The sequence below is a fragment of the Enterococcus sp. 3G1_DIV0629 genome, assembly GCF_002141285.1.
In the GTDB taxonomy this organism is placed as follows: Bacteria; Bacillota; Bacilli; order Lactobacillales; family Enterococcaceae; genus Enterococcus_B; species Enterococcus_B lactis.
In genome coordinates this window covers 5,001-26,800 of record NZ_NGLI01000001.1, presented here as the reverse complement: position 1 = coordinate 26,800, position 21,800 = coordinate 5,001, and the positions used below count along the sequence as shown (strand labels likewise).

20 protein-coding genes (1 of these 20 only partly in view) are annotated in these 21,800 nt (G+C 39.6%); 6 read left to right on the top strand and 14 right to left on the bottom strand.

Translation table 11 applies throughout. The features are described 5' to 3' along the window. Positions 1-12 precede the first annotated feature (12 nt). From A5816_RS00125 to A5816_RS00110, 4 genes are all read left to right on the top strand, one after another. Complete coding sequence (locus A5816_RS00125) at positions 13-1,044, top strand: aldose epimerase family protein (protein WP_086310421.1); 1,032 nt, start codon at positions 13-15, stop codon at positions 1,042-1,044. A 6-nt stretch (positions 1,045-1,050) separates the two neighbouring features. After that, on the top strand, positions 1,051-2,238 hold the full coding sequence (locus A5816_RS00120; RefSeq protein WP_002314506.1) for a galactokinase: 1,188 nt from the start codon (positions 1,051-1,053) through the stop codon (positions 2,236-2,238). Between the two features lie 153 nt (positions 2,239-2,391). Further along, positions 2,392-3,774: a Y-family DNA polymerase gene (locus A5816_RS00115; RefSeq protein WP_086310420.1), complete on the top strand. Its 1,383-nt coding sequence runs from the start codon at positions 2,392-2,394 to the stop codon at positions 3,772-3,774. Beyond that, the gene (locus A5816_RS00110; RefSeq protein WP_002314505.1) at positions 3,746-4,132 is read left to right on the top strand and encodes a hypothetical protein; all 387 of its coding nucleotides are present in this window, start codon (positions 3,746-3,748) and stop codon (positions 4,130-4,132) included. The genes A5816_RS00115 and A5816_RS00110 overlap by 29 nt, the downstream gene beginning before the upstream one ends. 121 nt (positions 4,133-4,253) lie before the next feature. Here the strand turns inward: A5816_RS00110 and A5816_RS00105 are convergent, their stop codons facing one another. From A5816_RS00105 to efp, 14 genes are all read right to left on the bottom strand, one after another. Then, entirely contained in the window at positions 4,254-4,922 is a 669-nt protein-coding gene (locus A5816_RS00105) for a DUF421 domain-containing protein (protein WP_002308119.1), read from the bottom strand. A 521-nt stretch (positions 4,923-5,443) separates the two neighbouring features. Continuing rightward, complete coding sequence (locus A5816_RS00100) at positions 5,444-6,823, bottom strand: FAD-dependent oxidoreductase (RefSeq protein WP_002291406.1); 1,380 nt, start codon at positions 6,821-6,823, stop codon at positions 5,444-5,446. A 173-nt stretch (positions 6,824-6,996) separates the two neighbouring features. Further along, entirely contained in the window at positions 6,997-8,166 is a 1,170-nt protein-coding gene (locus A5816_RS00095) for a pyridoxal phosphate-dependent aminotransferase (protein WP_010731944.1), read from the bottom strand. After that, a complete protein-coding gene (locus tag A5816_RS00090) occupies positions 8,141-9,292 on the bottom strand; it encodes a M20 family metallopeptidase (RefSeq protein ID WP_086310419.1) in 1,152 nt (383 codons plus the stop codon). The genes A5816_RS00095 and A5816_RS00090 overlap by 26 nt, the downstream gene beginning before the upstream one ends. Further along, positions 9,252-10,613, bottom strand: a complete 1,362-nt coding sequence (locus tag A5816_RS00085) for an aspartate kinase (protein WP_086310418.1) — start codon at positions 10,611-10,613, stop codon at positions 9,252-9,254. Before A5816_RS00085 ends, A5816_RS00090 begins: the two co-directional genes overlap by 41 nt. Next, complete coding sequence (locus tag A5816_RS00080) at positions 10,610-11,611, bottom strand: aspartate-semialdehyde dehydrogenase (protein WP_010731941.1); 1,002 nt, start codon at positions 11,609-11,611, stop codon at positions 10,610-10,612. Before A5816_RS00080 ends, A5816_RS00085 begins: the two co-directional genes overlap by 4 nt. Positions 11,612-11,626: 15 nt before the next feature. Then, positions 11,627-12,322 (bottom strand): 2,3,4,5-tetrahydropyridine-2,6-dicarboxylate N-acetyltransferase, encoded by a 696-nt coding sequence (gene dapD / locus A5816_RS00075; protein WP_010731940.1) that lies wholly within the window; start codon positions 12,320-12,322, stop codon positions 11,627-11,629. Positions 12,323-12,327: 5 nt separating this feature from the next. Next, entirely contained in the window at positions 12,328-13,044 is a 717-nt protein-coding gene (dapB, locus tag A5816_RS00070; protein WP_086310417.1) for a 4-hydroxy-tetrahydrodipicolinate reductase, read from the bottom strand. Then, positions 13,041-13,922 carry a 4-hydroxy-tetrahydrodipicolinate synthase gene (gene dapA, locus A5816_RS00065; protein WP_086310416.1) on the bottom strand — a complete coding sequence of 294 codons (882 nt, stop codon included), beginning with the start codon at positions 13,920-13,922 and terminating at the stop codon, positions 13,041-13,043. Before dapA ends, dapB begins: the two co-directional genes overlap by 4 nt. Before the next feature lie 2 nt (positions 13,923-13,924). Further along, entirely contained in the window at positions 13,925-14,725 is an 801-nt protein-coding gene (dapF, locus tag A5816_RS00060; protein ID WP_086310415.1) for a diaminopimelate epimerase, read from the bottom strand. Further along, positions 14,712-15,971, bottom strand: coding sequence for a diaminopimelate decarboxylase (gene lysA, locus A5816_RS00055; protein WP_086310414.1), 1,260 nt, complete (start codon positions 15,969-15,971; stop codon positions 14,712-14,714). The genes dapF and lysA overlap by 14 nt, the downstream gene beginning before the upstream one ends. A gap of 287 nt (positions 15,972-16,258) precedes the next feature. Continuing rightward, complete coding sequence (locus A5816_RS00050) at positions 16,259-18,154, bottom strand: alkyl/aryl-sulfatase (RefSeq protein WP_086310413.1); 1,896 nt, start codon at positions 18,152-18,154, stop codon at positions 16,259-16,261. Between the two features lie 127 nt (positions 18,155-18,281). Beyond that, positions 18,282-19,049, bottom strand: coding sequence for a J domain-containing protein (locus A5816_RS00045; protein ID WP_086310412.1), 768 nt, complete (start codon positions 19,047-19,049; stop codon positions 18,282-18,284). Between the two features lie 197 nt (positions 19,050-19,246). Next, on the bottom strand, positions 19,247-19,810 hold the full coding sequence (gene efp / locus A5816_RS00040) for an elongation factor P (protein WP_002289434.1): 564 nt from the start codon (positions 19,808-19,810) through the stop codon (positions 19,247-19,249). 427 nt (positions 19,811-20,237) lie between these two features. Between efp and A5816_RS00030 the strand changes: the two genes are divergently transcribed. Beyond that, positions 20,238-21,155, top strand: a complete 918-nt coding sequence (locus tag A5816_RS00030; protein WP_086310411.1) for a PLP-dependent cysteine synthase family protein — start codon at positions 20,238-20,240, stop codon at positions 21,153-21,155. A gap of 12 nt (positions 21,156-21,167) precedes the next feature. Beyond that, on the top strand, positions 21,168-21,800 hold the 5' portion of the coding sequence (locus A5816_RS00025; protein ID WP_086310410.1) for a cystathionine gamma-synthase. 513 nt of this gene lie beyond the right edge of the window; 633 of the gene's 1,146 nt are visible here — the first part of the coding sequence; its start codon is at positions 21,168-21,170; the stop codon falls past the right edge of the window.

Sequence of the window (21,800 nt, the reverse complement as noted above, 5' to 3'; positions counted from 1 at the left end):
AGGATCTTGAAAATGAAGATTACAGAAAAAGATTTCGGCCAAGGTTATCATTTGATAACCTTGGAGAATAAAAACAAGCTAGTACTTTCTGTCTCTGATTTAGGTGCTAGGATCGTTTGTTTAAAAACAAATGATCAAGAATTAGTTTTGGGATTTGACACCGCTGAAGAATATATCGAAAAAGACCCGTATATCGGCGCGTCTATCGGTCGCACCGCAGGGAGGATCGAAAATGGCCGCTTTTCTCTCAATGGAAAAACTTACCAATTAGCTACAGATCCAAAAACTGGGCATAATCTGCATGGTGGTTCTCCTGGATTTGAATTAAAAAAATGGTCTTATGTCATTTTGAATGGCGAAAATGAAGCTTCTGTCATTTTTACTACTACAAGTCCCGACGGAGAACATGGTTTTCCAGGTACATTGGATGTGGAAGTCCGTTATACTTTGACACAAGATAATATCTGGCGGGTGACCACTCGCGGCATCAGCGATCAAGATACTTTATTCAATCCGACAAATCATGTCTACTTCAACTTGACGGGAGATGCTTCTCAAACGATCGATCAACATGAGCTTTGGCTCAATAGTGAAGCTTACGCTCCTTTACGAGCAGACAGTATTCCTATAGGAGTAAAAGAAAATACTGCAAGGAATGCTTTCGATTTTCAAACGCCTAAAAAACTAGCGTCCGTTTTTGCTAGTGATTTGGATCAAAAAGAACTCGTTGACGGAATCGACCATCCATTTTTCTTAAAAGAATCTGGCTTGGATAAAGAAGCTGCTCGCTTAACTAGTCCGGATAAAAAAATCCAAGTAGATATCGCTACAGATGCTTCTAGTATGGTTATTTTCACTGCAAATTTCGGTCCAGAAACACCAGAAATGCGTGGTCGAAAACTGGCACATCACGGCGGCATCACATTTGAGACTCAAACAGCTCCAGGGGCAGAGCGCTTCTCAGCATTTGGTTCGATTCATTTAAAAGCCGGAACAGCATTTGAAACAGTGACAGAATTCAAAATCAAAACAAGAGAGGAATAACTCATCATGGAGATCAAAAGAAGCTTAAACACAAAATTTGCCGAAACATTCGGCCCTAAAAAAACTACACAATACTTCTCGCCAGGTCGCATCAATTTGATTGGTGAACACACAGATTACAATGGCGGTCATGTCTTCCCTGCTTCTATCACTTATGGAACGCAAGGTGTCGCCGCACCTAGAGACGATAATAAAATATTAGTTTATTCCACAAACTTTGATGATATCGGTGTCATCAGTTTTACTTTAGACGAGCTAGAATATGATAAAAAAGCAAATTGGGCAAACTACGTAAAAGGAATGGTCCTTAAATTAAAAGAAGCTGGACACCCAATTGATCATGGATTTGAGTTGTTGGTGGAAGGAACAATTCCTAACGGTGCAGGACTTTCCAGTAGTGCTTCATTAGAATTATTGGTAGGTGTTGTATTAGAAGATCTGTTTGATTTAAAAACGGATCGTTTGGAACTAGTCCAAACGGGTAAAAAAGTAGAAAATGAATTCATCGGTGTCAATTCAGGTATCATGGATCAGTTTGCCATCGGCTTCGGTGAGCTAGATCATGCGATTTTGTTAGATACAAATACGCTGAAATATGAAATGGTCCCAGTGAAACTAGATGGTTATGCAATCGTCATCATGAATACGAATAAACGTCGGGAATTGGCAGATTCAAAATACAATGAACGCCGCAGCGAATGCGAAGAAGCCTTGGCACGTCTGCAAAAAACTTTGCCTATCTCTTCTTTAGGAGACTTAGATGAAGAAGAATTTGAATCAACTATTGACCAAATCGGTGATGATACATTGATACGCAGAGCTCGTCATGCTGTTTATGAAAATCAACGTACTTTGAAAGCAAAAGCTGAATTAGAAGCTGGAAACTTGGAAGCATTTGGACAACTGCTAAATGATTCTCACCACTCTCTTCGCTATGATTATGAAGTGACTGGGATCGAGTTAGATACACTAGTGGACGCTGCTCAAAAACAAGAAGGTGTCTTAGGTGCACGAATGACAGGAGCTGGATTTGGTGGCTGTGCGATTGCTCTTGTCAAAGAAGAAAATATACCTGCCTTCAAAAACAATGTCTATGATGAATATATGAAAGTTGTCGGCTATGCTCCAGAATTTTATGTTGCACACATTGGAAATGGGACAACAAAGATCGATCCAGAAGCCGTTCATGTTTGATAGAAAAACCAATGAACACAGCTAAATAAATAGGTACAAATAACCTCTCAGCAATTTTCAAACATGAGCAAAAGGCTCACATTTGAAAATTGCTGTTTTTTATTGACACAAAAAGGGAACATGTGTTCTAATTGTGTAAAAGAGGTGATTGTTATGTGGGCGAATCAAAATCCAGTATTTGTTTATGAAAAAGAACCTTCACGAGATATTTTATGTATTGACTGCAAATCTTTTTACGCCTCCGTAGAGTGCGTGGAAATGGATCTTGATCCCATTACAACTAAATTAGTAGTAATGTCCTATCCGTCTGATTCGACAGAAACACGGGGTAGCGGATTAATCTTGGCTTCCAGTCCTGCAGCAAAAAAAGCATACGGCATCACCAATATCAGCCGCGCCAGAGATTTACCCTTTCCCTATCCAAGTGATTTATATATTGTTGCTCCAAGGATGGCCTATTATATGGAAAAAAACAGAGAAATCAATACTATCTATAAAAAATATGCAGATGAAGCGAACCATCATGTCTATTCCGTTGATGAAAGCTTCCTTGATGTAACAAATAGCATGGCACTCTTTGGTAAAACGAATGCGTACGACATGGCTAAGCTGATCCATAAAGATGTATTTGAACAGACCGGAATCTACACGACTATAGGAATCGGCGATAACCCACTACTTGCTAAACTAGCCTTAGATAATGGCTCAAAAGACGGAAAACAAATGATTGCTGAATGGCGTTATGAAGATGTCCCAGAAAAGTTATGGACAATCTCAGATATCACTGACTTTTGGGGAATCGGCAAACGAACAGCAAAACGACTGAAACAAATGGGTATACATTCGGTTTATGATTTAGCTCACGCGGATTATTATCACTTGAAAAGCACGTTAGGGATCATCGGTACTCAGCTTTATGCCCATGCTTGGGGAATCGATCGAAGTTTTTTAGGGCAAGAATATATACCGAAATCAAAAAGTATCGGAAATAGTCAAATTCTAGATAGAGATTATACGAGGCAAGAAGAAATCGAGATTGTTATCAAAGAAATGGCCGATCAAGTCGGCACCCGCTTGAGACGATCTGCAGCAAAAGCACAAGTAGTCAGCTTATGGGTAGGATACTCCTTAGGTTATCTTGATCCAAATGGTAAGACCGGTTTTCACCAGCAAATAAAAATCGAAGCGACAAATGCTAGCAGAGATCTAGCAGATGCTTTATTGACCATTTTCCACCAGCATTACCGCTGTCAGGATATTCGACGTATAGGCGTGAACTGTTCCAACCTCGTATACGCGACAGGTTTACAGCTTAACCTTTTTGAAGATCCTGAGAAGCAGATAAATGAAGCAAAAGTTGATTTTGTAGTCGATACGATCAGAAAAAAATACGGCTTTAAATCAATCATCCATGCGCATAGTCTCTTGCAAGGAGGACGCGCCATTGCACGTAGCTCTCTCGTTGGTGGGCATGCAGGTGGTATGAGTGGATTAGAAGGTGGAAAAGATGAGACGGACAGCAAAAAAATTCATTGACTATAACGAGTATCGAGATCGTCCATTTGGATTAAAATGGGGAACCGCTTTTGCGATGGAAGAACTAGTCAACGGTATCAAAAAAAATGAAGAAGAAGCACGCAAACAACCTATCCCTAAACAACAAATGACATTACAAGAAATCGATAGTATACTGACAGAAGCTTTTTTATCTCGTAAAGCAGTAATCATCCAGCTCAATTTAACAGATGAATTTGGAAGACTCTTAGATGAGGTTGAAGGTCATTTCATTGGTGAAGCCTATGAAGATTATTTTATGATCGACCATCAGCCGATAGTTTGGGAAGACGTACGGCATATTGAGTTAAAAGAAACAAAAAAATGGTTTGTGACATGAGAGGCTGTTCAATCAGCGTTTTGATCTTATTATTAGCTGATTGAACATCGTTTAGTGGAGGTTGCGAAAAAGTCGCTTAGTTTTGAGTATCAAGTCAAAGAGCTGATTTCACAACCTCTCTCTATCCATCTATCCGGTAAGATTCATGCATCACGTCTTCTTTGTTTAGTACGTAGAACCCTTTTTCTTCTGACCATTCGACATAAATCAGCTGTTTTACGTCTGCATAGCCTTCTTTCTTCAAATTCTCCAGAAGCCACGATTCATCTAGTTGATTGGATTGAAGTACTTTATGCTGGATTTGTCCTTCGTCCACTAGCAGGATCGACAAAGCTTTGTCATCATCTGATTTTTTCAATACACTCATTTGACCGGCATTCTCTAGGATAACATGTTTGGCATTTTCAAGAGAAAAGCATTCCTGCTGTCTTAAGATTGCTCGCAATTGCTCCATCTCGATATGGTTATTTGCCAACTCTGTCATGTTGATGACGCCGTCTTTGATTAAAACAGAGGGCTCGCCTTTAACCCAGCGATTGACTTTTTCATTTTTTTGGACGATACGTTCGATACCATAAATCATTACTGCCCAAAGCGCAATGGCAAATAGGACATGACCTACATGGACATTGTCATCATAGGTTGATTCTTCTAAGATCCCCCCTAAAACAAGCGTATAGACTAAATCAAATGGTGTGATTTCCGACATGGATTTCTTCCCAAGCAAACGCACCACTAATAACAAGCCGATCAACCCGAATACCAGTTTCATTGTGATTGAAAAAACCATTCTTTCTCCCCCTAACTATCTGTTAATTAAATTATATATGCTTTCTCTCAAACACGCATGGAATATACAAGGAAGAAATGTATCCTTTCACTAAAAAAAGGACTGTGACACGAGTCGTGTCACAGTTCCTTATTCCGAACAAAGGGTGTTCAATCAGCTGACCCTCGATATTCGCTCAAAAAACGGCAAAATATGAGGAACTATTTTGCCGTTTGTTTCTCTAATACTCAGTTCAAAACACTGATTTTACAACCTCTTGGTAAACGGTGTTCAAAAGCTTGCATCTGCGGTAATAAGTCCAACCAAGTTAAAAACATAAGAAGCTGTTTTTACTTGACTGTTCTTATTACTTGATGCAGGGCAGCTTTTTCACAACCTCTGATACACGGTGTTCCAGAAGTAGCTTCTACGGAAATAAGCCGAAATTTCACAAAAATTTGAGAAACAATTTTCGTCAATTCCTTCTTATTTCTTGAAGCTGACCACTTCTGTCACAACCTCTTTTCAAATATTTCGTTTCCTTATTCTACAAATGGTTCTTCTCCTAGTGCTTGTTGAGCGGCTAGATTCAACATGCTCCATTGTCGGTCAAAACCTGGTTGGAAGAAGAAGTCGGCTTCTGCCAGTTCTTCTAAAGTCAGTTTATTTTGTATCGCTAATGCCAACACATTTCCTTGACCTGTAACATCATAGGTAGATAATACTGCTCCTCCTAGCAATTGATGGGTCATTGGATCTGAGAATAATTGGATGGACACTTTTGGATTTCCTTGTTCTTCTGGTACATATTTTGGTCGTAACGTATCTTCATAATAAGACACTCGTACATCTACTCCTGCTTTTGCTGCAGTGAAGCTATTCAATCCGCTTGCTGCAAAATGGTAGTCGAAGACACTTAATGCGGAGGAACCTACGACTCCGCCGAACGGTTTATTTGGTACTTCTTCAAAAAGATGTTTTACTACATAACGTGCTTCTCTACGTGCAACAGTCGCTAAAGCAATCGGCATTTTTTTGCGTGCTGGGATAGAATAAGCAAGTGTAGCATCTCCTACTGCATACACATCTGGAAGATTTGTTTGCAAGTATTCATTCGTTTGGATCCAGCCACGTTCATCTAAGTCGACGATCCCTTTTAACCATTCAGTATTTGCCTTCACACCAGCAGCTTGGATGACTAGATCTGCTGGGATTTCTTTTTCACTTGTTTTGATTGCTTCCACTTTTCCGTTTCCGGTAAAGGCTTCGATTTTGGCGTTTGTCAAAACTTCAATACCGTTTTCATTTAGGTGTTGTTCTAAAATGTCTGTCATCTCAGCATCTAAATAAGTGCCTAAGGGTCTGTCGATCACATCAAGCAAGACGACTTCTTTCCCAGCTTTTCGGCTTGCTTCTGCTGCTTCGATCCCAATGTAACCAGCACCTACGACAGCGATTTTTTTAATAGCCGGATCATTTAATTTTTCTTTGATTTTGGTTGCCCAATTGTATCCACGCATCAAGTAGACATTTTCTAAATCTGCCCCTGGTACTGGCAAATTGTTTGGTTTGACACCAGAACTCAAGATCAATTTATCATAAGGATATTCTTTTGTTTCGTTATCTGATGCGCTAGTAACCGTTACTGTTTTTTTATCTGCATCGATCGTTTTTACTTCGTGATTATTTAAAATATGAACATTGGATTGCGGAAAGTTTTCTGGTCTGAAATTACGTACATCATTTACATCTGTTACCTTGTCTTCTAGATACAGCTCCATACCGCATGACATGAAGGAAACATAGTCTCCTGCTTCAAATAGCGTGATATCTACATTTTCACCGTATCGTGTCAATAGTTCCAAGATCGATTGATGCCCTCCATGAGATGCACCTACAATGACAACTTTGATTTTTTCCATTGATGAAACCTCCTTGAATATTCTTTTAAAATCATTCTAAACAATTTAAACTTAACATTACATCAGTTATGAATCAAAAGAAACGCGTTCATTTGAACCAAATTTAAAAAACAATCGGCAGCTTGCAGAATATACCGCAAAGATGCCGATTGTTTTTTGAGAAAATTCATGAATCACTGTTCTGTTAAAAAGTCTTTGATTCTTTTGCAAGCTTCATGTAAGTTTTCCATACTGCTAGCATAAGAAATCCGTATATAGCCTTCTCCTTCTGGGCCAAATGCAATGCCCGGGATACACGCAACTTTTGCCTGCTCCGCTAAGTCTACACAAAACTGCCAAGAGTCGGTTTGAATGACAGCTGGGAGTTTGCAAAATAAGTAAAATGCACCGTTTGGCTGAGTCACTTCAAATCCTAAAGGCGCCAATTGCTGGACCAGATAGTCTCTTCGTGTTTGATATTGCTCTTTCATATTCTCGCTATCTTTTACTCCATTTATTAGCGCTTCAGCCGCAGCTTTTTGCGACATCGTTGTAGCCGCAGTCACCAGATATTGATGGACTTTAATTAGTTCGTCAATAAGGGCTTTTTGAGCAAAAATAAACCCCACTCGCCAACCAGTCATCGCATGTGACTTGGATAACCCGCTTATCACGATTGTTTGTTCCGGAAGATAAGAAGCTATGGACATATGCGTTCCAGTGTAAGTCAATTCAGCATATACTTCATCACTTATAACAAATACCGGATATTTTTTTAAAACTTCAGCAATTGCCTCCAACTGGCTTGCAGACAATGTCGTCCCAGTTGGATTGTTAGGATAATTTAAAATGACTGCTTTGATAGCTGATCCATATTGTTCAAATGCTCGTTCAAATTGTTCCGGCTGACAGACAAACCCTGTGTCAGAAGTATCTATCGGGATCAATTCAGCACCAGCTAGTTCCACTAATGGCTGATATCCTGAATAAGCAGGCGCTGGAATAAGAACCTTGTCTCCTTCTTCTAAAACAGATAACAATGCAGAGGCAATCGCTTCCGTTGCACCAACCGTCGTCAAAACTTCCGTTTGCGGATCATAAGTTAATCCATAACGCTGCTGCTGAAACATACAAGCAGCTTCCCGCAGTTCCTCCAGTCCTCTCATTCCGGTATAGTGAGAAAAGTCTTCTTCAATCGCTGCTATTCCGGCTTGTTTGACATGTTCGGGAGTCGGAAAATCCGGTTCTCCCAAGGTGAGCTTGATCACATCTGGTATCGACGATATTTGCTGATCGAATTGCCGTATTTTAGATACTTCTATTCTAGAAAGTCTGGGATTAAATCGATTGGATAAATTCATCATTATTTACTCGCTCCTCTTTTGAACTGCTGTCGATTTTTTCAAGAAGATTTTCTGTAAAAAGAATCGTTTTGTACCATTCTACACCATTTTCTAAAACATCCATATCAAAATCGAACGTCGGATCATGTAAAGCAGGGGTATCACCGACACCTAAAAAGAAAAATACACATGGATATTGTTGCGTATATATGCCAAAATCTTCGGCTTGAAGAACTGGATCCTCTAATTCATGTAGTTTGTTTGAATCCGACAATGCTGCATATAAGCCTCTATGATTGATCACAGCTGGATAGCCGTCATTATAGCGGAAAGAAATAGTAGCTGCAGAGTGAAACTGTTCTGCTAAATGAGCTAATCCCCTCTTCAAATAATTTTGCATATCTGAACTGTAAGAACGGATACTTCCGGATACAATAACTTCTCCAGCTAAAACATTCCGGATCGTTCCACCTTGGATTTGACCAAATTTCATTAGATGATTCCACTCTGCCGGTAATTGCCGATCAAAATCATAAACATTCTTCAAAAATCGTACAGCTGCCTCCAGACTATCGATTCCTTTTTCACTAGAAGCAATATGCGCGGACTGGCCCTTGATGATAATGTCTGTTTCACTGCTTTGTGCCATCAAAGGTCCTGGTCGAGAAAAAACTTCTCCTTTCGCTAGTCCAGGCCATAGATGAAAGCCAAATATTGCTTGTACTTCATATTTATCTAACAATCCTGACTGAATAACACTTTGTGCGCCGCCGGAAATTTCTTCTGATGGCTGATAGATCAGTACTACATTATAAATAAGCTCCTCGATGTGTTCAGTTATAAAGTCGGTCAACCCTAAAAGCATCGCCATATGTCCGTCATGACCACATGCATGCATATACCCTTCATGCTTAGAAGCAAAAGAGAGATTCGTTTCTTCTTTGACTGGCAGTGCATCGATATCTGTTCGAAAAGCAATTGTTTCTTCTTGTTGATTATCAAAATAAAGAAGCAGTCCTGTTTCGCCGATTTCATGGATAACGGCTCCACTATTTTTTACTTGTTCATATAAATATTTTTTTGTCTTGAATTCATGAAACCCGATTTCAGGAATTTGATGGAGTGCCATTCGATATTCTTTCAGCATCCGTATTCACCATCCCTTCATAGATACCCTTCACTACGGTTTCATACTGATCATTCGGTACACCGATGATTAGATTCAACTCCTGTGCTCCTTGTGATAAGATCGATGTGCGAATTTCTAATTTGTTCAATATCGATAACACTTTCCCAGATAAACCGATCAATTCTTTATGCGGTCCGCCAACGACAGAGATCAAAGCTAAGTCTTCAATCACGACGATTTCTTCCACGCCAAGTGTTTCTTTTAATTCTTTCGTGATGAGAAATAATTTATCGGCAATCGCTTCTGCTGAGACGATCACTCCGATATTGTCGATCCCTGAAGGAATATGTTCGATTGATATCTCATGTTTAGCAAAAATGCTCATTGCTTTCCAGATAAACCCGATTTCATCGGACATATGACGTTTGAATAAAGTGATCGAAAGAAAATCCTTGCGTCCAGCTATTCCTGTCAGTCCATTTTCCTTTTCCACTTCGTGATTCGATATTTTTGTTCCTTGAGCGAAAGGATCATTGGTATTTTTTATTTGGATGGGGATATCCGCCTCTTGAACTGGGAAAACAGCTGCTTCATGAAGAACATTAGCCCCCATATAAGCCATCTCTCTCAGCTCTCTAAAAGAGATTTCCTCGATGATTTTAGGATGATCGATGATTCGCGGATCAGCCATCATGATTCCTGAAACATCTGTCCAATTCTCATAACTCGCCGCTTGTAGCATCTTCGCCAGTATCGCGCCAGTAATGTCGCTTCCCCCACGTCCCAATAATTTTTCTTTGCCTGCAGGGTTTGCCCCGTAAAATCCTGGAACAACCATTTTCGGATATCTTTTAAATGCTTTTGTGATTTCCTGTGCTGTTTTTTCCTCATCGATTTTTCCATCATAGTCAAAGAACAGCAGGTCCTTTGCATCAATGAACTGGTAACCAAGATACTCAGCCATCAGTCGAGCAGTCAGATATTCACCTCTGCTTACTAAATAATCTTCAGTTATCTTTTCATCTTCCAGTTGTTTTTGTATGCGTGCCAGTTCCTCTTCCACAGGTAACTGCAGGTCAAGAAGGTCCCTTACTTGAATGAAACGTTCACAGATCCTTTCCCAAAGGGGGGTCCAATCAACATGATGCTGAAGGTAGGCATAAATCAAATAAAGTAAGTCTGTTACTTTGTCATCATCTGACGTACGTTTGCCTAAAGCAGAAACAACGATCACTTGACGATTGGGATCTGAAAGAACAATTGTACGGACTTTTTTGAATTGTTCTTCATGAGACATCGATGTTCCGCCGAATTTTGCTATTTTCAGCGTATTACTCATCTTGCCACCTCCGCTATTTTCTGCATTAAAGCTGCAGCAATCTGTACGGCATTCGCAGCGGCTCCTTTGCGTATGTTATCGGCAGTTGTATAGAACAACAGTCCGTTCTCTAAAGAGGTGTCTTTTCTGATCCTCCCAGCATAAACCGTATCTGTTCCTCTAGCAAGAATGCTCGTCGGATATTTATGTGCTGCTAGATCATCTTCTAATTGGATCCCTGGAAACTGACTGAGACACTCTCTAACTTCTTCAATCGTAAACTCTTTTTGCAACTGAACGGCCACCGAGACTCCGTGTCCATTCTCGATTGGCACACGTACACAGGTTGCTGATACTGGCAAATCAGGCTGATGCAGAATCTTACGGGTCTCATTTATCATTTTCTGTTCTTCTTTGGTATAGCCATTTTCCAAAGGCTGATCGATTTCTGGAATCACCGTTTGACTAATATTATAAGGATACAAAGCTGGTTCCTCGTCATTTTGCGTGCGGTAAAGATCTTGGATACCTTTCTGTCCAGAACCAGAAACTGCTTGATAGGTCGAATAGTTGACTCGTTGGATTCCAAAGGCTTCTTGTAAAGCTTTAAGCGGTAGTACCGCTTGAATGGTTGAACAATTTGGATTCGCAATCAGCCGATTCAATGTATAGTCTTCGAGATTGACCTCTGGAACGATCAATGGAATATCCGAATCTTCTCGCCATGCCGAGGAATTATCTATAACAAATAATCCTTGACTTCTTGCGATTGGCGCAAACTCTTTGGATACAGAAGCACCTGCAGAAAATAGCGCTAAATCATATCCTTCAAATGAAGTTTCTGTCAATTCCTGTACAGTGTGTTTCTTCCCCTTGAATACACAAACTTTGCCAGCTGAACGTTTTGACGCTAATAATTTCAATCGTCCTACTGGAAAATCATATTCTTCTAACACTTTGAGCATCGTTTGTCCGACTAATCCGGTTGCCCCCACAATACAGGTATCTATTTCGCGCATTTTTCTCCATCTCCTCTATAATTCGCGTAACGCAGCAATCAATGCTGTATTTTCTTTTGTCTGATCATCACTTATTTTCAAGACACGTGCAGGTATTCCACCGACAACAGTGCCTGCTGCCACATCTTCTAAAACCACTGCTCCTGCTGCCACGACTGCATCTTTTCCGATATGGACACCTTCAACAATCACTGCATTCGCACCTACCAGCACGCCGTCTTCTACGATAACCGGTTTAGCCGATGCGGGTTCGATTACACCTGCTAAGACAGCTCCTGCACCAATATGGCAGTTTTTGCCCACTGTCGCTCGTCCACCTAAGACAGCACCCATATCAATCATCGTGTTTTCACCGATTACTGCACCGATATTGATAATCGCTCCCATCATGATCACGGCATTGTTGCCGATGGACACTTGATCTCTGATAATAGCACCTGGTTCGATACGGGCATTGATTTTTTTGATATCCAGCAAAGGAACTGCACTGTATCTTGCAGCAGTTTCGATTTCGATTTCAATGATTTTTTCCGCTTCAGCTTCTAAAACCGGAGCAATCGACTCATAGTCACCAAAAACAACGAAGCTGTTTCCTTCACCAAAAACTTTGCTGTCTTTAAATTCGATTGGCTCGGTTACATTCAGATAGACTTTCACAGGCGTCTTTTTAGATGCCGTTTGAATGTAGCGGATGATTTCTTGAGCTTCCACGTTTCTTACACCCCTTTATCCATTAATAAATCTTCTAATTTGTAATAACCTGGTGGCTGATTTTTCAACCAGTCCGCTGCTTCTACTGCACCTGCAGCAAAGATTCGATTAGAAAAAGATTCATGTTTGACCGTAAATACTTCATCGGGAGCTGCAAACATTACCTCATGTTCACCAGGTAAAGAACCTGCACGAATACTGTGTACACCAATTTGATTTTCTTCTCTTTTTTGTCCTTGCCAGTTGTATACAGGCTGAAGCTTTTGTACTTCTTGGATTGTTTGAAGCAGCATATTCGCGGTACCAGATGGTGCATCTTTTTTACGACTATGATGTTTTTCAATCAGTTCGATCTGCCAGCCTTGCAACATTGCAGCTGCTTGCTTGATCAGTTGGTTCATCACCATGATGCCTAACGAAAAATTAGCACTATACATCACAGGTACCTGCTTGGCATGTTCTTCCATTTCTTGGAACTGTGATTGTGTATAACCTGTCGTGCCAATGACTAACGGAAGTTGATAAGACAAGCTATACGAAAGGATCATCTCTAAATTATCTGGATGAGAAAAATCAATAAGCAGTTCTGGCAGTTCCGTAAAAGCAAACGTAGTTGCTTCTTTAGGTGCCGTCCGTAAAAGAAGGACCGTATCTCCTCTTTCTTGTGCAACTTCTTCGACTCTATTTCCCATCTGTCCACTGCCAATCAGTCCGATTTTCATTTTTCAACCGTCCTTTCCCTTAGCAAAAGCTGAGCTAATTGTTTCTTTTTCTCTTCCGAAAGGGACACTAAAGGCAGGCGTAGAGGTCCTGAAGGTAAATTTAATAATGACATAGCTGCTTTGACAGGAATAGGATTGGTCTCACTGAACAAGGCATGGATCAGTTCAAGTGCATTTAATTGTTTTTCTTTTGCTTGCTGCCATCTTCCGTCCATCGTATCTTTTACTAACTCATGGACTATTTTAGGCTGGATATTTGCCCATACACTGATTACACCGCTCCCTCCTACACTCATTACTGGCAGGATCAAATCATCATTTCCGCTGTAAAGGCTGAATTTTTCGCTAATCAATCGAGCGGCATCCATCACATAAGCCATATCTCCTGAGGCTTCTTTCAAACCAATGATATTAGGATGTTCTGCTAAATTTACTAGTACATGGATTGGAATCGACATGACTGTTCTAGAAGGGACATTATATAAAATAAGCGGGATTGGTGAAGCTTCTGCAATTGCTGTGAAATGAGCAGCTAATCCTGCATCACTTGTTTTGTTGTAGTAAGGAGTGATGACCAAAAGTGCATCTGCGCCCAAAGAAGCAAAATGCTTCGCTTTTTCAATCGTTTCTTTCGTATTATTCGTTCCAGCTCCTGCAATCACCGGCACACGGCCAGCCACTTTCTTTACTGTCAGTTGAAGGATCTTCTCCTCCTCAGATTGTGTGAGTGTAGAAGATTCTCCTGTTGTACCCAAAACTAATAATCCGTCTGTTTGTTCATCTAAATGGAATTGGATCAATTTTTCCAAACCAGCGTAATCTACCGATTCCTCTTCATTCATCGGCGTGATCAGCGCCACGATCGAACCTTTTATCATCTTCATTCCTCCAATATTCTTGTCCATTCATGAACTGCTGGACCAGCCATTTGTATCGTATCCTCACCAGAGATCATCAAGTCTCCTTGTTCCAAGTGAACGACTACCTGATCTGCTGAAATCTTCCCAGTTTCCTTCGCAGCCGCATAAGAGGCACAGCAACCTGTACCGCAAGCAAGTGTCCAACCTACTCCTCTTTCATAGGTACGGACAGTCAATTCTTGTTCATTGACTACTTCTACAAAGTTGACATTGGTTTTTTCTTTGAATAAAGGATGATGACAGATCAGTTCGCCTCTTTTTTTCCAGACTTCCTCACGCGCATTTTCAACAAAAACAACGGTATGGATCGTCCCTAAAAATAAACTAGTGATCGTTACTTTTTCGCCACCAATCTCTATTTCCTGGTTTTTTATTGGATAAGATTGTGCAGCTTTGATTTTTTCTGGAGAATTATCTGGCACTCCCATATCTACGCTGCAATAAAAAGGTGAGGGATCCAACACCGTAATTTTTCTTGTGCCTGCTAACGTCTCTACATTGAATTCCTGTTCATCCACCCTATTTTGATCATTCACATATCGAGCAAAACAGCGAATACCATTTCCGCACATAGGGGCACGGCTACCATCTTTGTTGTAATAGATCATTTCCAACGGATCGGTTTTTACGGCGATCAATCCGTCTGTGTCATATTTTTCTTTTGCGCATAAAGAAGCGGCTAATTGACTATAATCCGTATCCTCTGTGTAATCTAATAAGATAAAATCATTTCCACAGCCATTATATTTATGAAGGATCATAAGAAACTTCCCCCCTTAGTAGATCAGAAAATGCTTGTCTGCGAACAACCAGTCTTGATTGACCATTATTGACAAAAACAACTGCTGGTCGTGTCGCTCGATTGTAGTTGCTACTCATCGAATATCCGTAAGCCCCCGTGGAATAAACAGCTAAAAGATCACCCGATTTTGCTTTCGGTAAATAAGTTTCTTTGATTACCACATCACCTGATTCACACATTTTTCCTGCAATCGTCACTTTTTCTGTTTTTTCTTCCGACAGTTTTTCTGCTAAATCACAATCGTATGCTGCCTGATACAGAGCTGGGCGGATATTATCTGTCATCCCGCCATCTACAAAGTAATATTTTTTATGTGGTGTCTTTTTGATGAAGCCAATCGTGTATAGTGTTGTACCAGCTTCCCCAACAATACTTCTTCCTGGTTCGATCAGTAGTTGACGAATCGTCAGTTTTCGTTTGTCCAAAGCTTCTTCCGTATATTCAATCAGCTTTTTTAGTGCCTCTTCGATTGGGATTGGCTGATCATTTTGTGTATAACGAATCCCGAATCCTCCCCCGAGATTCAAGGAAAGTGGTTGGTCAAAATCGGTTAAGTAACTCGTCAATTTGTCGATTTCAGCTAGCCAAGCAGTAACATCAAAAATTTGTGACCCAATATGGGCATGAAAACCTTCTAACTCTAGATAACTGCTTTCTTTTATCAATTGGAGAGCTTGCTGACACTCTTTACTTTCATAGCTCATGCCGAATTTTGAATCAATATGTGCAGTGACGATATATTCATGAGTATGGGCTTCTACACCGACATTCAACCGAAGCATGACATCGACTTTTTTAGAATAGCGTTGGCTTAATTCTTCTAATAACTCGACTTCCATCAAGTTATCGGCAACAACATGCAACAACTCATTTTCAAGTGCATAGATCAGTTCTTCTGGGGTCTTGTTATTACCATGGAAATAAATAGCATCTCTAGGAAAACCAGCTTGCAAAGCGGTATAGATTTCCCCACCGCTGACAACATCCAGCCCAAATCCATATTCATGGACTAAACGCAGCATCTCAATCGTTTGGAATGCTTTAGAGGCGTAAAGCACTTTTGTATCAAAATGCTTCGATACAAAGCCTCGCTTGAATGACAGCATCGTTTGTCTCATCTTTTCTTCGTCATACACATACAGAGGTGTCTTATACTTTTCTGCTAATGTGCTTGCTGTGACTCCGCCAATTATCAATTCTGTCATTTTTTCATTCCTCTTTTCACATTTTTTCCGTTTTTATTGGAATTTCATTTGATAAAGATTTGAATTTTATTGGAATAATATTATACAAAATTTTCTGAATTGTCTAGTATATTTCGAAACATTTTTTTAAAACAAAAATAAAAATGGGTACAAAAAATAAAATATCCGAACCATCAGAAGAATATTCCTGCATACCAGCAGAGGTTTATCGCTGTTTAGCGTTGATAAACCCTTCTTACTTCCATATCGTTCGGATATTTTAAATTTATGAGTTATTTCAACTATTTTCACGGTTCCATGATATTGAAATAGTTGTTTGTATCTGCTTTAAAAAGCATGGACCAGTTTCGTGGTTCACCTGAGGAATCAAGCATTTGCTGGAGGAATGCTAATCTTTTTCCTTCATAAATAAGCGTGACCTCCTCTTTGTCTGAAGAAATAGGATAATAAGTCAAAATTCCTTGCCAATAATCAATGAAATAAGTCGTTGGCAATGAATGGATTTGACCATTTGAAAGTTGCCAGTCATCTGTGAACTTTACCATGCCCGTCTGTTGTTTTTTGGTCGAAATAGTATGGATGCTTAAATAATCCAGCAACATTTCTCCATTCATCTGTGCCGATAGCTCTGACGAATCAGCCGATTCAATTGAAACCAAATCCACATCTTCCTTTAATTCCAGTGCCCCAGTCAAGTACTCATTTCGCCAAGCCCCAGATTCCGTTTGATACCCTAGTTGTGTCAACGATCGCCGGCAAAGCGCTCTTGCTTCTTTATTTTCAGGATCTGCGTAAATGACCAAATTCGTAACTTTTGCCGCCCATTGATAATTTCCTTTTTCATAATCTTCATGCGCTTTTTCTAAGATAGCCTCTGCTCCACCCATGTACTTTACCATTTGTTTCGCTTCACGTTCAGGAGGAAGCGGATTTAAATTCACCGGATTTGAATCATACCAACCGATATACTTTTGATAAACCGCCTTGCTATTATGAGCAATCGTTCCGTAATATGGTCTTAGATACCACTGGTTTATCAGTTCTTCTGGCAAAGCGACTTGTTCTGCTAATTCGTTTATGGTATACCCGGCATTGACAGCTTTAAGTGATTCATCATGAATTCCTTTATATAACCGTGCTTGGTCTAGTAAATACCTGTTAATAGCATCTGGTTCCTCCTCAGTGGCGTACCGCGGCCAAGTATGCGCATGGAACAATACTTTTGTTTTTGGTCCATAGCGCCGTTGTGCTTCACTAAGGTATCTCGACCAGCTTTTTCCATCTCGTATCTGTGCCCCTCGCAGAGTATAAAGATTATGCATCGTACAAGTGCAGTTTTCTGCCATCCAAAGCGCTTGATATGCTGGAATATACGTATTCATTTCGGCAGGGGCTTCTGTGCCAGGGGTCAATTGGGACTCCAGATCTAATCCATCGATAGCGATTATTTTATTTTCAGTGATCTCACAAGTAGGAAGCTCAAAACTGATCGTGCCTGTAGATTGTCCTTGTCCAATCCCAACAGATAAGGAACCAAATGGACTTTTTTCTAAGGAAGAGCCATATTGAAAGACTGCTCTTCTTCCCATGGCCTTCCCTACCATAAGGTTCTCAGAAATAGCAGCTTCCGTAAATCCTTCAGGTACATAAATCGGAACAGAAGGATCTACTTCGAAGTCTTTAAACAAACCGCGTATGCCACCAAAATGATCGACATGGGAATGACTGATAATGATTCCTGCAAGATTCCCCTCCACTTCTGGATACCCGTTTTCATTAAACCAGCGATCCGCAAACTCAATCGCTGCTCTTGAACATTCGATACTCATCAATGTATCAAAGACAATCCATTTATTGTTTGGAGTAAGAACCAGTGTGAGGTTGGCCATATCAAATCCCCGCAACTGAAAGATTTGCTCAGTGACACGAAAGAGACCCGTTTGATGGTTACATCGCGCATTTTCCCAAAGACTTGGATTCGCACAGTTTGGACATTCCTCTTCTAAAAATGCATAAGCTTTCTGGCTCCATATAACTTTTCCGTCTTGAATAATCTCTAAATGGTTAAAGGGAGCGACACAATTCTGGCTAGCTAACATAAATTCATGATTATCCGCAAAGTTCAATTGTTTTTTTACGTTGTTATTTTCTTTCTGTGTCTCTTTCGTCGTATGCTTCTCCATTATTCAGCCTCCGTTTTCTCTTTTTAAACTAATTTAATTATAATATTATTTTAATATAAAGAGAAAGAAAACGCTGTCTTGGTTATACAAGCAGTAGGAAAATAAAAGGAAACATGGCAATTTGAAACTATTTCAAATATTTATAGGCTTCGATAATCTCTTCGTACTTTTCTTTCGCATTTTCTTCTACGGATTTATCTGGATGATACTTCATGACTTTTTGTCGATAGGCATGTTTGATCTCTTCTTTTGTTGCCTGTTCATCTACACCTAAGATCAGCCTAAAATAAGCTTCCAGTTCAAAAGGCTCGTTGATTACTAAAGAAGTTTTTTCGTTGTTCCTATTTTGATTAGATGATTGTTGCGTATGCTCAGAAGTATCTTTCTTTTCATTTTTTTCTTTGAGTAAAAAAGTGAATAAATACGTACACTTATGAAAATACTTATTCAAAGAATGATAAACAACTAAACGGATACCAATCGCTACGAGAGAGATCGGAACTGTCAGCAAAATATTCCAAATCAAAGCTAATTGAAAAATAACATTTAATAAATAAAAAACAGTAATTATCGTCATACATGATCCTATGATCTGCAATGGATAAATACCAAAAAATTGCAATAGACTAGACAACAGCAGGTAACTCAGTGGAATGCTTAAAAGAATAAATAATTTTACAGATAGATGCGCTTCTGTAAATCGTTGAAAATAATGGATGATAGGCTGAAAAAGTTCCAATAATTCAATATATCGCCCACCTATTTCATTCGGAAGGAACATCGAAAACAAACCAACAATTATGTACAAAGCCACTTCTGGAAATGCAAGCGTTACAATTATTGCCCATAACAAAAAAATCAAAAGATAAAAAAACAGTAATAGGATGAATCCCATAAAGATTCCTCTCTTTCAAAATATTCGACAGATCACATCTTTCAATTAAATTGTATTTCAAAGTGTAAATAAAACAAATACTTTTTTATTTTTCAATCGGCTGATTCTACAAAAAACCTCTTGAAAGGCAGATCGGATGATCCACTTTTCAAGAGGTCAAGCTATGTTTTTCAACTTCTTATCAATTCGTCAGCTCATTATTTTGATGCACGTTTTACATAAGAACCTTCTGCTGTATTAATTTCCAATAATTCATCTGTTTCGATGAAGTCAGGAACATTGACCACTAAGCCAGTTTCCATTGTCGCTGGTTTACCTGAACCAGTAACTGTTGCACCTTTGATTGAAGGTTGTGTTTCCACGACACGCAACACGACAGTTGTTGGTAATTGAACACCGATAACTTCGCTACCGAAGAATTGGATTTTTACTTCCATGTTTTCTAGGATATATTTCATTTCTTCTTCTACTGTTTCTACAGGAATTTCATATTGTTCATATGTTTCCAAATCCATGAAGAAAGCTGTATCGTCCATCGTGTACAAATATTGCACAGGTTTTGTGTCGATATGTGCTTTTTCAAATTTTTCTTCTGGTCTGAACGTTGTGTCGTATGTTGCGCCTGAACGGACATCTTTCAGTTTCATACGCATAACTGTATTTCCTTTACCAGGTTTATGGTGGCTTGCATCCAGAACTTTAATCAATTTACCGTCTTGAACGAACGTCATACCGGCTCTTAAATCACTTGCTGAGATCATTATTTTTGCTCCTTCTTTTCTTTATCATAATCAACTTTATTGTATCAGACAACCGGTCAGAAAACTAGAGTATTCTCTATCTTTTAAGGTTTCATGACTATTTGACAAAAAAAAGTAAATACGGGTAAACGATACTATCGAAAAATTTTTCCTTTCAAGCCTTTGACTTTTATTTTTTTTCATGCTATCGTTAATAAAAATTTTACTTGGAGGGATACACATGACAGTCAGCAACCAAAAACAATGGAATCGTTGCTGTTGTATGGTGCGTAAAAGCAGCATACTATTTGTCATGTCTATTAATTGCCCTTCATAGAATGAGTACTAGGTAACTTACCTTTTTGTCTACTCAATTTTTCTCTATGTCTTTCAAGGAGCTGATTTAATAGTCAGCTCCTTTTTTTATTATCTTTTTTAGGAGGTCCATATGATTATCTCGACAATTACAGAAGCTATTGGTTCTACACCGCTTTATCGCTTTGACAATCAGCACTATTCTATGCCTAAAGGTTCTTCTATTTATGCAAAACTGGAATATTTAAATCCAGGAGGAAGTATCAAAGATCGATTGGGCAGTTATTTGATCAAAGAAGGACTTGCCCAAGGAAAAATCAATGAAAAAACGACGATCATCGAACCGACTGCCGGAAACACAGGGATTGGGATTGCTCTGGCCGCACTCACACATCGGTTAAGAACGATTTTTGTTGTTCCAGAGAAGTTCAGCTTAGAAAAACAACAATTGATGAAAGCATTGGGAGCAAAGATCATCCATTCTCCTAGTGAGAAAGGAATCGTCGGTGCCATCAGCAAAAGTAAAAAACTTGCAGAAGAGATATCGAACAGCTATCTGCCTCTTCAATTTGAAAATAAAGATAATCCCGCTGCTTACTATCATACGTTAGGACCAGAAATCTTTCATGAAATCAAAGAAGATATCCATAGTTTTGTGGCAGGGATCGGTAGCGGTGGAACCTTTGCTGGAACTTCTACCTTTTTGAAAGAAAAATATCCCGACATTCGAATAATCGGTGTAGAACCAGAGGGCTCTGTGTTAAATGGCGGAGATCCAGCCCCTCATGAAATTGAGGGTATCGGTGTAGAATTCATTCCGCCGTTTCTTTCTCCCCTTTCAATCGATCAGATCGAAACAATCTCTGATGGAGAAGGGTTTAACTATACTAGGCAATTAGCACGAGAACAAGGACTATTAGTCGGGAGTTCGAGTGGTGCGGCTTTTGCAGCAGCATTAAGAGAAATTCGTCGTTTACCACCTGGTCATCGTGTCGTTACGATTTTTCCAGACGCAGCAGACCGCTATTTATCAAAAAACATTTACTTATAGGAGGAAAGAAACATGCACATTCAAACAAAATTGATCCACGGAGGCATCAGTGAAGATCCCACAACAGGAGCTGTCAGTGTACCTATTTATCAAACATCCACTTATCGGCAAGATGGAGTCGGTCATCCTAAACAATATGAATATTCAAGATCTGGTAATCCTACTCGTTTTGCATTGGAAGAACTGATTGCTGATTTGGAAGGGGGTGTTCGAGGATTCGCTTTTTCTTCTGGTCTTTCTGGGATTCATGCCGTTTTTTCTCTTTTTGAAGCTGGCGATCATATCTTATTAGGAGATGATGTCTATGGAGGAACATTCCGTCTATTTGACAAGGTTCTTACTAAAAATGGTCTCGAGTACACGATCATAGATACGAGCAATCTTGATAAAATAGAACAATCCATCCAACCCAATACAAAAGCACTTTATCTTGAAACACCCAGCAATCCGCTTCTAAAGATTACTGATTTAGAAAAAAGTGCCACTCTGGCTCATCGACATGGATTGATAGTTATTGCTGACAATACATTTGCTACTCCTTATTTTCAAAGACCATTAGATCTTGGTTCTGATATCGTTGTCCACAGCGGCACCAAATATCTAGGCGGACACAGCGATGTAGTAGCTGGTTTAGTGACTACTAGA

Excerpts from the sequence above, each read along its gene's own strand:
- lysA (WP_086310414.1), bottom strand. The coding sequence starts at position 15,971 with ATGACAGAATTGATAATTGGCGGAGTCACAGCAAGCACATTAGCAGAA.
- A5816_RS00115 (WP_086310420.1), top strand. The coding sequence starts at position 2,392 with ATGTGGGCGAATCAAAATCCAGTATTTGTTTATGAAAAAGAACCTTCA.
- dapF (WP_086310415.1), bottom strand. The coding sequence starts at position 14,725 with ATGATCCTTCATAAATATAATGGCTGTGGAAATGATTTTATCTTATTA.
- A5816_RS00030 (WP_086310411.1), top strand. The coding sequence starts at position 20,238 with ATGATTATCTCGACAATTACAGAAGCTATTGGTTCTACACCGCTTTAT.
- A5816_RS00095 (WP_010731944.1), bottom strand. The coding sequence starts at position 8,166 with ATGATGAATTTATCCAATCGATTTAATCCCAGACTTTCTAGAATAGAA.
- A5816_RS00100 (WP_002291406.1), bottom strand. The coding sequence starts at position 6,823 with ATGGAAAAAATCAAAGTTGTCATTGTAGGTGCATCTCATGGAGGGCAT.
- A5816_RS00050 (WP_086310413.1), bottom strand. The coding sequence starts at position 18,154 with ATGGAGAAGCATACGACGAAAGAGACACAGAAAGAAAATAACAACGTA.
- A5816_RS00120 (WP_002314506.1), top strand. The coding sequence starts at position 1,051 with ATGGAGATCAAAAGAAGCTTAAACACAAAATTTGCCGAAACATTCGGC.
- A5816_RS00045 (WP_086310412.1), bottom strand. The coding sequence starts at position 19,049 with ATGGGATTCATCCTATTACTGTTTTTTTATCTTTTGATTTTTTTGTTA.
- A5816_RS00110 (WP_002314505.1), top strand. The coding sequence starts at position 3,746 with ATGAGACGGACAGCAAAAAAATTCATTGACTATAACGAGTATCGAGAT.
- A5816_RS00105 (WP_002308119.1), bottom strand. The coding sequence starts at position 4,922 with ATGGTTTTTTCAATCACAATGAAACTGGTATTCGGGTTGATCGGCTTG.
- A5816_RS00125 (WP_086310421.1), top strand. The coding sequence starts at position 13 with ATGAAGATTACAGAAAAAGATTTCGGCCAAGGTTATCATTTGATAACC.
- efp (WP_002289434.1), bottom strand. The coding sequence starts at position 19,810 with ATGATCTCAGCAAGTGATTTAAGAGCCGGTATGACGTTCGTTCAAGAC.
- A5816_RS00090 (WP_086310419.1), bottom strand. The coding sequence starts at position 9,292 with ATGCTGAAAGAATATCGAATGGCACTCCATCAAATTCCTGAAATCGGG.
- A5816_RS00080 (WP_010731941.1), bottom strand. The coding sequence starts at position 11,611 with ATGCGCGAAATAGATACCTGTATTGTGGGGGCAACCGGATTAGTCGGA.
- dapB (WP_086310417.1), bottom strand. The coding sequence starts at position 13,044 with ATGAAAATCGGACTGATTGGCAGTGGACAGATGGGAAATAGAGTCGAA.
- A5816_RS00085 (WP_086310418.1), bottom strand. The coding sequence starts at position 10,613 with ATGAGTAATACGCTGAAAATAGCAAAATTCGGCGGAACATCGATGTCT.
- dapA (WP_086310416.1), bottom strand. The coding sequence starts at position 13,922 with ATGATAAAAGGTTCGATCGTGGCGCTGATCACGCCGATGAATGAAGAG.